Below are 10,845 nucleotides of genomic sequence, written 5' to 3'. Positions count from 1 at the left end.
GGAGGGGCCCTGGGCGATTCCGGCGCCGAGGCCGCTGGATCTGGCCTGGGCGTCGATCAGCCAGTGCGCCAGCGGCAGCCCGAGGGCCAGGGCGGCGAGCAGGGCCGCCAGTGCCGTACAGCCGGTGGCCGTGACCGTGATCGCGGTGATCTGGCGCGGGGACAGGCCGATCGCCTTCAGGGCCAGCAGGTCCCGCTCGCCCTCGCGGACCGTGCCGCCGATCGCGGTCAGCAGCTCGATGAGCCCGATCAGGGCGAGCACGGCGATCAGCCCGAGGACGACTCCGCGCAGCGGGGACAGCCCGTCGGCCGGGTTCGTCACGGTGTGCACGTCGAGGTGGCCGCGTCCGGCTGTGGCGAGCCGGGCGGTGACCTCGTGCGGGTCGGCGCCGGCGGTCAGGCGGAGCTGGTGGAGGGTCGGGCGGAGGCCGGGGTCGTTCTCGCGGAGGGTGTCGAGGGAGGTGGAGACGACCCGGCCGGCGTTCTCCGGTTCGATGCTGCGGCCCACGATGTGCAGGACCTGCGGCTGGTCGCCGACGGTCATCCGCACCCAGTCCCCGACCCGTACGTCCAGCAGGTCGAGCAGCCCCTGCCCGGCCACCGCCTCGTCGGGCCCGCGCGCGGGGCGCCCCTCGGCCAGCGTGTACGGGTAGGGGTTCGCTCGGGTGCCGAGGCCGCGCAGGGCGATGGTCGCCGTCTGGCCCGGTACCAGGGCGGCCACTTCGACGCCCGGGTAGGCGGCGGCGACCTGTGGGTCGCGTTCCAGCAGGGTGCGGGCGTCCCGGTCGTTCAGGCCCGCGTCGGCCCGGACGGTCAGCGCGGCGGGGAGGCCGATCCGCTCGGGGCTGCTGTGGAAGCGGTCGATGGTGGTCCATGCGCTCATCGCCACCACGATCAGCAGCAGCGGCAGCGCGAGCCGGGCGACCGTGCCCAGGGACCGGGGCCGGCGGGTGAACGCCTTGTGCCAGCCGAGGACCAGCGCGGGCGGCACCCGTACGCCCAGTGCGCGCCGCGCCACGCCCGACAGCCGGCCGCCGAGGGGCGCCGTGGGCCGGGGCACGGGCACCGGCGGCACCCGTCCCGCCCGCCATGCGGCGAGCCCGGTGGTCGCGCCGATGAACAGCACCGCGCCCACCGGCACCACGATGAGGGCGGCCGTGTGCCCGGGCAGCCCCTGCCACACGCCGACCGCGTCTCCGAACCGGCCCGGGATCCGCCTGCCCAGCGCCTCGGTGAGCGCGGCGGCGGTCACGGCGCCCAGCAGGGCGTACGCCAGATGCTGGAGCAGAAAGACCCGGACGACCTGGCCGGGCGTGAAGCCGATCGCCTTCAGTACGGAGATGTCCCGCAGATGGCCGCGGATGCGGGTGCCGATCGCCCCGTGCACGGCGAGTCCGGCGGCGATCAGCGCGCCAAGACCGAACAGGCCCAGCACCTGGCCGAGCAGCCGGTTGTCGCCCTGCGCCTCGGCGCGCGCCTGCTGCCAGGTGGAGACCTCGCCGATCGCCACGGCGCCCAGCAGGGTCACGGCGCGCTGGACGGCGTAGTCCGTGTCGTCCGGGTCCGTCAGGCGCACGCCGATGACCTGTCCACCGGGGTCGTGCACCGCGGACGGCAGCGCCCAGACCAGGCCGGGCTGTTCGCCCGGCCGGTAACGGGGCTCGGCGCTGTCGGCGACGCCCACGACGGTCAGCTTCCGTGCGGTGCCGGGCAGGGTGAGCGGGTCGCCGGGCTGGGCCAGCAGGGCGCGGGCGAGACCGCTCTCCAGGACCACGCCGTCGGGGGTGGCGGGGTCCAGCCAGTGGCCGGAGGTGAGCAGCGGGCGGCCGACGGAGGGCAGCTCCCCGGTGCCGCGCAGTTCCACCGAGGCGCGGGTGCCCCGGGAGGCGATGGTGGCGGAGGCGGTGGGCCAGGGACCGGCGACGGACTCGATGCCGTCCAGCGCGGCCAGCTTCCGGGTGTCGGCGGAGGCGTCGGTGTGCAGCCAGACGTGGGCGCCGCGGGCCTGGGTGAAGACCCGCTGCCAGGGGTTGGTGGCGTACCCGAAGAGGGCGGTGGCCAGCAGCAGCGACACGACGATGCCCGCCGTGGCGAGGACGAGGAACAGCGCCTCGCCGCGGTGTGTGCGCAGATCGGAGTGCGCCCAGCGCAGGGTGGCTCGCACGGGCCTCAGCCCCTCGGCCCGAGGACAGCGCAATGGTCGTAGGCCCGCATGTCAGTCCCTGAGCTCCAGCACACCCGATATCCCGGAGCGGCGCGGAGGCGGGCCGCCGTCCAGTTCCGCGTCGTCGGCGATCCGCCCGTCGAAGAAGCTGATCACCCGGTCCGCGGCGCTCGCCAGCCGCGCGTCATGCGTGACGAGCAGGATCGTCTGGCCGCGCTGGTGGAAGCGGGACAGCAGCCGCATCACCTCACGGGTGCCCTTGCTGTCCAGGCTGCCCGCGGGTTCGTCGGCGAGCAGCAGGGGCGGATGGTTGACCAGGGCCCGGGCGAGCGCGACCCGCTGTTGCTCGCCGCCGGACAGCTCGCCCGGCATGCTGCGCTCCTTGCCCGCGAGCCCCAGCTCGGCCAGCAGCTGCTCCCGCTCGGCGCGCGCCCGCTTCGGCGGCACCCCGGCGAGGAGAGCGGGCAGCTCGACGTTGTCGGCGACGGACAGGTTCGACACCAGGTTGAAGAACTGGAAGACGATCCCGATCCGCTTCCGGCGCTCCACCGCCCAGCGCGCCTCGCTGTACGCGTCGGTGCACTCACCGTCCAGCCAGATGCTTCCCGCATCCGGCCGCTGGAGCCCGCCGAGCAGATGCAGCAGCGTCGACTTCCCGGCACCGGACGGGCCGGTGATCGCCACGAACTCGCCCCGCCGCACGCTCAGGTCGACCCCGCGCACGGCATGGGCGGGCGCGCCCTCGCCGTAGTGCGTCCTGACCAGGCCCTCGGCGCGCAGCACGGGAGCGGAACCGTCGCTCACTCCAGCTCCTCCAGCTCTTCCTGGCACCGTTCCAGCCAGTCGAGGTCGGCCTGCAGATGCAGCATCGCGCCCTCGATCAGCAGGTGGGCGATGCGGTTGTCCCGGTCCTCGGCGGCGGCCAGCTTCGACAGTTGACGCATGGTGTTCAGATACTGGCGCCGCTGCTTGTTGATGAGGGCGATCTGGTCGGCGATACCGGTCTGCGGAGCGAGCGCCAGCTTCATGAAGAACTCGTCCCGCACCCGCGGCTCGTCCTCGGGCTCCTCGAACCAGGCGCGCAGCGCCCCACGCCCGGCTTCGGTGAGGTGGTAGACCTTCTTGTTGGGCCGGCTGGACTGCTCGACGTCCTCGCCCTCGATCAGTCCCTGCTTCTCGAGGCGGCCGAGGGTGACGTAGATCTGGCCGACGTTCGGCTGAGGGTACGCGGAGCCCAGCAGTTGCTCAAGGTCTTGCTTGAGCTCGTAGCCGTGGGCCGGGCCACGGGCGAGGAGGGCCAGGAGGGGCAGGCGCACGCGTGCAGTCCTCCTGTCTCGTCAATGTGCTCCAGGCCCTAGTATCGCCCATACCTAACAGGTATACATGGCCTCTGACCCCGGGCGAAGGTGCCCGTGGCCGGTGTACAGGGAGGAACCTATGCGGTGGATGCGCGCCGCCGGTAGGGGCCTTCTCGTTCTCCTCGTGGTCCTGACCGGTTACGTCGCCTCCGGCGCCCAGGCGCAGGAAGACACCGGAGGCGGCCGCGGCCCGCTCACGCTCGCCACCGCCGGAGATCTCACCAACTATCTCGGCCCTCTCCTCCAGGGCTGGAACCGCACCCACCCCGACGAGAAGGTGACCCTCGTCGAGCTGCCCGACTCGGCCGACGAGACCCACGCGCAGATGGTCACGGACCTGCGCGGCGGCGACCGCAGCCGGTTCGACGTCCTCAACATCGACGTCAACTGGACGTCGGAGTTCGCCGGGGCGGGCTGGATACGGCCCCTTCCGCGCGAGCGCTTCGGGCTGGGGACCTTCCTGCCGCCGGTCGTCGACACGGCGACCTACGACGGACAGCTCTATGCGGTCCCGTACGTCACCAATGCCGGGCTGCTGCTGTACCGCAAGGACGTCCTCGCGAAGGAGGGCGTCCCACCGCCGCGCACCTGGGCCGAGTTGGAGCGGGCCGCGAGGAGCATCGCCCCGAAGTACGGACTCGACGGCTACGCCGGCCAGTTCCTGCCGTACGAGGGCCTCACCGTCAACGCGGCCGAGGCCGTCTACTCGGCGGGCGGAACGATCCTCGGCGACGAGGGCGCGCGCGTCACCGTGGACTCGGCGGCGGCCCGCGAGGGCATCGGGTTCCTCGCGCGTGGGGTGCGCGAGGGCTGGATACCGAAAGCGGCGCTGACGTACAAGGAGGAGGAGTCCAAGCAGGCCTTCCAGGACGGCCGGCTGCTCTTCCTGCGCAACTGGCCGTACGCGTACGTCGGTGCCTCCGCCAAGGACTCGAAGGTCGCCGGGAAGATCGGCGCCGTACCGCTGCCGGGGCCGGACGGGCCGGGGACGAGTGTCCTCGGCGGCTCCAGTCTGGCCGTCACCGCACACGCCCGGCACCCCGACACCGCCGCGCGCCTGATCGCGTACCTCACCAGCGAGCGCGTCCAGCGTCAGGTCCTCACGCGCGGCGCACTGCCGCCCGTACGGGCCGACCTCTACGAGGATCCCGAGCTCGTCAGGGAGTTCCCGTATCTGCCGACCCTGCGCGAGAGCGTGCTCACTGCCGCGCCGCGCCCCAAGAGCCCGCACTACGACCAGGTCAGCCTGGCGGTGCAGGCGGTCGTGCACGACGCGATGACCGGGCGGCAGATGCCCGAGGCGGCGGTGCGGCGGCTGGCGCGGGAGCTGGCCGCCATCTCTCGCCGCTAGCCCTTCGCCAACCCTTCGCTAGTTACTTGTTAGGTAACGCCGACGTCTCATCTGCGCTCTGAATGCCCGGATAAGTCGGTACTTCTTCGCCCAACCTCCCAGTAGCTTTCCGTCCGTTCGTTGACACCCTCGCGACACGTCTACTTAACATGCATGCATAACCGTCAGCTCGCACAGACAGGTCAACGGGGTGAGTCTCCAGCGCACAGAAGCCCGCCACTGGTGGCGCGACGCAGTGATCTACCAGGTGTACGTCCGCAGCTTCCTGGACAGCACCGGCGACGGCATCGGCGATCTCGCCGGCGTCCGGGCCGGGCTGCCGTACCTGAAGAAGCTCGGCGTCGACGGGATCTGGCTGAGCCCCTTCTATCCCTCGCCGCAGCACGACCACGGCTACGACGTGGCCGACTACTGCGACGTCGACCCGACCTTCGGCGACCTCGCCGAGTTCGACCTGCTGGTGACGGCCGCCCGGCGGCTCGGCATCAAGGTGCTGCTGGACATCGTGCCCAACCACTGCTCCAGCGAGCACCCCTGGTTCCGCGAGGCGCTCGCCGCCGGGCCGGGCAGCGCGGCCCGCGCCCGCTTCCACTTCGCCGACGGCCGTGGTCCCGACGGCTCAGAGCCGCCCAACAACTGGCACGCCATGTTCGGCGGACCGGCCTGGAGCCGGGTGACGGAGGCGGACGGGCGGCCCGGCCAGTGGTACCTGCACATGTTCACGCCCGAGCAGCCGGACTGGAACTGGCGCGACCCCGAGGTCCCCGCCGAGTTCGAGAGGATCCTGCGCTTCTGGCTGGACCGGGGCGTCGACGGCTTCCGTATCGACGTCGCCGCCGGGCTCTTCAAGCACCCGGAGCTGCCCGACTCCCCGGACCCCGAGGCCGACGCCCGCACCCGCGACTCGGTCAACCCGCTGGCCTGGAACCAGCCCGAGGTGCACGAGGTGTGGCAGCACTGGCGCGCGATATGCGAGGACTACACCGCCCGCGACGGCCGCGAGCGCCTGCTGGTCGGCGAGGTGTCCGTGCCCACCGCCCGTGAGCACGCCCAGTACGTCCGCGCCGACGAGCTCCACCAGGCCTTCTTCTTCGACCTGCTCAGCGCCCCCTGGGACGCCGACGCCTTCCGCAAGGTCATCTCCGAGGCCATGCAGGACATAGCCGGCACGGGCTCCACGGTCACCTGGGTCCTCAACAACCACGACCAGGTCCGCACCGTCACCCGCTACGGCGAACCCGCCACCGAAGGCAGCGGTCTCGGCTCCACCCGCGCCCGGGCTGCCGCGCTGCTCATGCTGGCGCTGCCCGGAGCCGCGTACATCTACCAGGGCGAGGAGCTGGGCCTGCCCGAGGTCGTCGATCTGCCCGACGACGTGCTCACCGACCCGATCTTCCGCCGCACCGGCAGCCGGGCCCGGATCCGCGACGGCTGCCGGGTGCCGCTGCCGTGGTCGGGACAGGCCTCGCCGTTCGGCTTCACCTCCGGGGTCGAGGGCGCCAAGCCGTGGCTGCCGCAGCCGGAGTGGTTCGCCGAGCACGCCACCGACCGCGCCCTCGCCGACACCCGCTCCTTCTGGCACCTGTACCGCGACGGCCTCCAACTGCGCGCCTCACTGCCCCAGTTGGGCGAGGGCACGCTGCGCTGGCTGGACACCCCGCCCGGTGTCCTGGCCTTCGTCCGCGGCGACGACCTGGTCTGCGCCGTCAACTTCGGCACCGCCCCCACCCCCGCGCCGGTCTCCGGCACCCCGCTGCTGTCCAGCGGCCCCTGCCCGGCCGGGGTGCTGCCCGGCTCGACGGCGGCCTGGTGGATCAGCGACAGCTGAGCCCCCGTCACCTTCCCCGTCTCAACCTCCCCGTCAACTCCCGAAGATCCGAAGGGACATCAACGATGATGCGACGACGTACCACCCTGCTCACAAGCTGCACCGCCCTCGTCCTGGCGCTCGGCGCGACCGCCTGCGGCGGCGGCCCGGTCACGGCCGGCGGCGGCGACAAGGCCCTCAGCGGCCAGACGGTCACCGTGGCCGGTGTCTGGTCCGGCAGCGAACAGGAGAACTTCCAGAAGGTGCTCGACGCCTTCAGCGAGAAGACCGGAGCCAAGACCCAGTTCGTCTCCACCGGGGACAACGTCTCCACCGTCGTCGGCAGCAAGATCGAGGGTGGCAACGCCCCCGACGTCGTGATGGTCCCGCAGGTCGGCGTGCTCCAGCAGTTCGCGAAGGAGGACTGGCTCAAGCCGCTGTCCAAGACCGCCCAGCAGTCCGTCGACGCCAACTATGCCGATGTCTGGAAGACGTACGGCAGCGTCGACGGCACGCTGTACGGCCTGTACTTCAAGGCCGCCCACAAGTCGACGGTCTGGTACAGCCCCGACGCCCTCGCCCAGGCCGGGGTCGAGCCGCCGAAGACGTACGAGGAGATGCTGGAGGCCGGGCAGACCGTCTCCGACTCCGGGCTCGCCGCCTTCTCGGTCGCCGGGCAGGACGGCTGGACGCTCACCGACTGGTTCGAGAACATCTACCTCTCCCAGGCCGGACCCGAGAAGTACGACGCCCTCGCCGCGCACGAGCTGAAGTGGACCGATCCGACCGTGGTCGAGGCGCTCACCACGCTCGGCAAGCTGTTCAAGGACAAGCAGCTGGTGGCGGGCGGGCAGAAGGGGGCCCTCAACACCGACTTCCCGGGCTCGGTGGAGAAGGTGTTCGGGCCGAAGCCCGAGGCCGGCATGGTCTACGAGGGCGACTTCGTCGCCGGGGTCGCCAAGGACCAGTTCGGCAAGAGCATCGGCGAGGACGCGAACTTCTTCCCGTTCCCCGCGGTCGACGGCGGCACCGCGCCGGTCGTCAGCGGCGGCGACGCGGCCGTCGTCCTGAAGGACGGCAAGAACGCCGAGGCCGGCATGAAGCTCCTGGAGTACCTCGCGACCCCCGAGGCCGCGGCCGTGTGGGCCGAGGCGGGCGGCTTCCTCTCCCCGAACAAGAAGCTCGACCTCGCCTCCTACGGCGACGACGTCACCCGGGCCACCGCCGAGTCCCTGGTCGGCGCGGGCGACTCGGTCCGCTTCGACATGTCCGACCAGGCGCCGGCGGCCTTCGGCGGCACCAAGGGTGCGGGCGAGTGGAAGATCCTGCAGGACTTCCTGCGCGACCCCTCGGACCCGAAGGGCACTGCCGCCGAGCTGGAGGACGCGGCGGCCAAGGCGTACGGGAACTGACGCCATGACCGCAACGCTCGTGAAAGAGGCGAGCCCCCCGGCTGCCGCCGGTGCCGGAAGCGGCCGGCGCCCGCGGCGTCGGGGGCGGATCGTCGCCCTGCTGTTCGTCTTCCCCGCGCTGCTCCTGCTGGGCGCCCTGGTCGTCTACCCCGTGCTGTTCTCCATCGGCCGCAGCTTCTTCGACGCCTCCGGGACACAGTTCGTCGGCGGCGACAACTACACCGAGATGTTCCGCGACCCGGCGACGCTCAAGGCCGTACGCAACACGGCGATCTGGGTCGTGGTGGCGCCGACGCTGCTGACCGGGCTGGGTCTGATCCTGGCCGTCCTGGTGGAGAAGGTCCGCTGGGCGACGGCGTTCAAGCTGCTGCTGTTCATGCCGATGGCGGTGTCCTTCCTCGCCGCGGGCATCATCTTCCGGCTCGCCTACGACGAGGATCCGGACAAGGGCGTCCTGAACGCCGCCGTGGTCGGCGTGCACGACGCCTTCCAGGGCACGTCGTCCTATCCGACGGCCCGGGCGCGTGACGGCCAGGGCATGACCAAGGAGGCGGGCGGGGCGTACCGCACGACCGCAGGCGTGTCGCCGGGGGACACGGTGGTGCTCGGCCTGGTCGGGGTGCTGCCCGACGACCTGCCCGGCGGTGCTGGGCCCGCGTACCAGGCGGCCGAACGCAAGGCCGCCCCCGGTGAGCTGCGCGGAGTCGTGTACCTGGACTTCACGCCCGGCGGCGGAGGGGAGCAGGGCAGGGTCGACCGGCGGGAGAGCGGGCTGCCGGAGATGACCGTCGAAGCGGTGCGCGACGGCAGGACGGTCGGCACGACGACCACCGCGTCCGACGGCTCCTTCCGCTTCGAGGGGCTGGAGGCGGGCTCGTACACGGTGCGGCTGCCCGCCTCGAACTTCGCGCCGCCCTACGAGGGCGTCTCCTGGCTCGGGCCGGCGCTGGTGACGCCCGCGATCATCGGCGCGTATCTGTGGATCTGGACCGGCTTCGCGATGGTGCTGATCGGCGCGGGGCTGTCGACGCTGCCCCGGGACGCGCTGGAGGCGGCGCGGATGGACGGCGCCAACGAGTGGCAGATCTTCCGGAAGATCACTGTGCCGCTGCTCGCGCCGGTGCTGACCGTGGTGTTCGTGACCCTCGTGATCAACGTGATGAAGGTCTTCGACCTCGTCTACATCATCGCGCCCGGCCCGGTGCAGGAGGACGCGACCGTCCTGGCGACGCAGATGTGGCTGGTGTCCTTCGGCGGGGGCAACGACCAGGGGCTCGGCAGTGCGCTCGGTGTGCTGCTCCTGCTCCTGGTGATCCCCGCGATGGTCTTCAACGTCCGCCGTTTCCGAAGGAGTCAGCGATGAACGCCGTCCGACGGGGCCTGGGCAACAGCCTGGTCCAGGCCTTCCTCGTGGTGGTGGGCCTGATCTGGCTCACCCCGCTGGCCGGGCTGTTCCTGTCGTCGCTGCGGTCCGCCGAGGACACGGCGAAGGGCGGCTGGTGGACGGTGTTCACCAGCCCCGGCCAGCTGTCCTTCGACAACTACTCCGCGCTGCTGGAGAACGCCGGGATCACACAGGCGTTCTGGAACACGGTACTGATCTCGGTCCCGGCCACGGCGCTGGTCGTCGTCATCGCGGCACTCGCGGGATACGCCTTCGCCTGGCTGGACTTCCCCGGCCGCGAGCCGCTCTTCCTGCTGGTGGTCGCGCTGCTGGTGGTGCCGGTGCAGATCGGCCTGCTGCCGGTGGCCAAACTCTTCGGCCAGCTGGGGCTGTTCGGCACGATCCCGGGTGTGGTGCTCTTCCACGTGGCCTACGGTCTGCCGTTCGCGGTGTTCCTGCTGCGCAACTACTTCGCCGAGATACCGAAGGAGATGCTGGAGGCGGCACGCATGGACGGCGGCAGCGAGTGGCGCATCTTCACACGCCTCATCCTGCCGGTGGGCCGGCCCGCCATCGCCAGCCTGGCCATCTTCCAGTTCCTGTGGGTCTGGAACGACATGCTGGTGGCCCTGCTGTTCGCGGACAGCTCCTCGCAGCCGCTGACCGTCGAACTCCAGTCGCAGATCCGGCAGTTCGGCAGCAACATCGACGTACTGGCGCCGGGCGCCTTCGTGTCGCTGATCGTGCCGGTGGCGGTGTTCTTCGCCTTCCAGCGGCACTTTGTGCAGGGGGTGATGGCGGGATCGGTGAAGTAGAAGCAGGGGCGGCAGGGGCCGGAACCCCGTGCCGCCCCGTCCTTCACGGTGACGCCGGCGGATACAGCGACCTCGGCAGCTGGGCCGCCGCCGCCGAGTCCAGCAGCCACAGGGTGCGGGCACGGCCGTATGCGCCGGCGGCCGGGGCCTGGATCTCGCCTGCGCCCGAGAGGGCGATCGCCGCGGCGTTGGCCTTGTCCTCGCCGGCGGCCAGGAGCCAGACCTCGCGGGCCGCGCGGATGGCGGGCAGTGTGAGGGTGACGCGGGTCGGCGGCGGCTTGGGGGCGCCGTGGACGCCGACGACCGTGCGGTCCGTCTCCCGTACGGCGGGGAGTTCCGGGAACAGCGAGGCCACGTGAGTGTCCGGGCCGACGCCCAGCATCAGGACGTCGAAGGTGGGGACCGCGCCGTGGTTCTCGGGGCCTGCCGCGCGGGCCAGTTCCTCGGCGTAGGCCGCTGCGGCGGCGTCCACGTCCGAGCCGTACGGGCCGTCCGACGCGGGCATGGCGTGCACGCGCTTCGGGTCCAGCGGGACGGAGTCGAGGAGTGCCTCGC

Annotated in this window: 9 protein-coding genes; 5 read left to right on the top strand and 4 right to left on the bottom strand. The window is 71.8% G+C overall.

Annotation, left to right across the window (positions count from 1 at the left end):
- From ACTWQJ_RS36500 to ACTWQJ_RS36490, 3 genes are all read right to left on the bottom strand, one after another.
- A partial coding sequence (locus ACTWQJ_RS36500) for an FtsX-like permease family protein (RefSeq protein WP_443310749.1) occupies positions 1-2,163 on the bottom strand: 2,163 nt, incomplete at its 3' end.
- Positions 2,164-2,214: 51 nt separating this feature from the next.
- Entirely contained in the window at positions 2,215-2,967 is a 753-nt protein-coding gene (locus ACTWQJ_RS36495) for an ABC transporter ATP-binding protein (RefSeq protein ID WP_443310748.1), read from the bottom strand.
- A complete protein-coding gene (locus ACTWQJ_RS36490) occupies positions 2,964-3,479 on the bottom strand; it encodes a PadR family transcriptional regulator (protein ID WP_443310747.1) in 516 nt (171 codons plus the stop codon). Before ACTWQJ_RS36490 ends, ACTWQJ_RS36495 begins: the two co-directional genes overlap by 4 nt.
- A gap of 121 nt (positions 3,480-3,600) precedes the next feature.
- Here ACTWQJ_RS36490 and ACTWQJ_RS36485 point away from each other — a divergent pair, with 121 nt between their 5' ends.
- The 5 genes from ACTWQJ_RS36485 (at position 3,601) to ACTWQJ_RS36465 (ending at position 10,290) form a co-directional block, all read left to right on the top strand.
- Positions 3,601-4,872, top strand: a complete 1,272-nt coding sequence (locus ACTWQJ_RS36485; RefSeq protein ID WP_443310746.1) for an ABC transporter substrate-binding protein — start codon at positions 3,601-3,603, stop codon at positions 4,870-4,872.
- A gap of 190 nt (positions 4,873-5,062) precedes the next feature.
- Positions 5,063-6,700: a glycoside hydrolase family 13 protein gene (locus ACTWQJ_RS36480; protein ID WP_443310745.1), complete on the top strand. Its 1,638-nt coding sequence runs from the start codon at positions 5,063-5,065 to the stop codon at positions 6,698-6,700.
- A 65-nt stretch (positions 6,701-6,765) separates the two neighbouring features.
- Positions 6,766-8,091 (top strand): ABC transporter substrate-binding protein, encoded by a 1,326-nt coding sequence (locus ACTWQJ_RS36475; RefSeq protein WP_385779991.1) that lies wholly within the window; start codon positions 6,766-6,768, stop codon positions 8,089-8,091.
- Positions 8,092-8,095: 4 nt separating this feature from the next.
- Entirely contained in the window at positions 8,096-9,454 is a 1,359-nt protein-coding gene (locus tag ACTWQJ_RS36470) for an ABC transporter permease subunit (RefSeq protein ID WP_443310744.1), read from the top strand.
- Positions 9,451-10,290 carry a carbohydrate ABC transporter permease gene (locus tag ACTWQJ_RS36465; protein WP_443310743.1) on the top strand — a complete coding sequence of 280 codons (840 nt, stop codon included), beginning with the start codon at positions 9,451-9,453 and terminating at the stop codon, positions 10,288-10,290. Before ACTWQJ_RS36470 ends, ACTWQJ_RS36465 begins: the two co-directional genes overlap by 4 nt.
- Positions 10,291-10,333: 43 nt before the next feature.
- Here ACTWQJ_RS36465 and pgl read toward each other — a convergent pair.
- Positions 10,334-10,845 (bottom strand): 6-phosphogluconolactonase (pgl, locus tag ACTWQJ_RS36460; protein WP_443310742.1); only part of this gene is annotated, 512 nt, incomplete at its 5' end.

The sequence above is a fragment of the Streptomyces sp. KR55 genome, from assembly GCF_052245645.1.
Classification (GTDB): domain Bacteria; phylum Actinomycetota; class Actinomycetes; order Streptomycetales; family Streptomycetaceae; genus Streptomyces; species Streptomyces flavusporus.
Note: the sequence above shows the minus strand (reverse complement) of the source record. Positions and strands in the feature narration are given on the sequence as shown.

What these genes read in the sequence shown, in the direction of transcription:
- ACTWQJ_RS36485 (WP_443310746.1), top strand. Translation starts at nt 3,601, where the DNA reads ATGCGGTGGATGCGCGCCGCCGGTAGGGGCCTTCTCGTTCTCCTCGTG.
- ACTWQJ_RS36475 (WP_385779991.1), top strand. Translation starts at nt 6,766, where the DNA reads ATGATGCGACGACGTACCACCCTGCTCACAAGCTGCACCGCCCTCGTC.
- ACTWQJ_RS36470 (WP_443310744.1), top strand. Translation starts at nt 8,096, where the DNA reads ATGACCGCAACGCTCGTGAAAGAGGCGAGCCCCCCGGCTGCCGCCGGT.
- ACTWQJ_RS36465 (WP_443310743.1), top strand. Translation starts at nt 9,451, where the DNA reads ATGAACGCCGTCCGACGGGGCCTGGGCAACAGCCTGGTCCAGGCCTTC.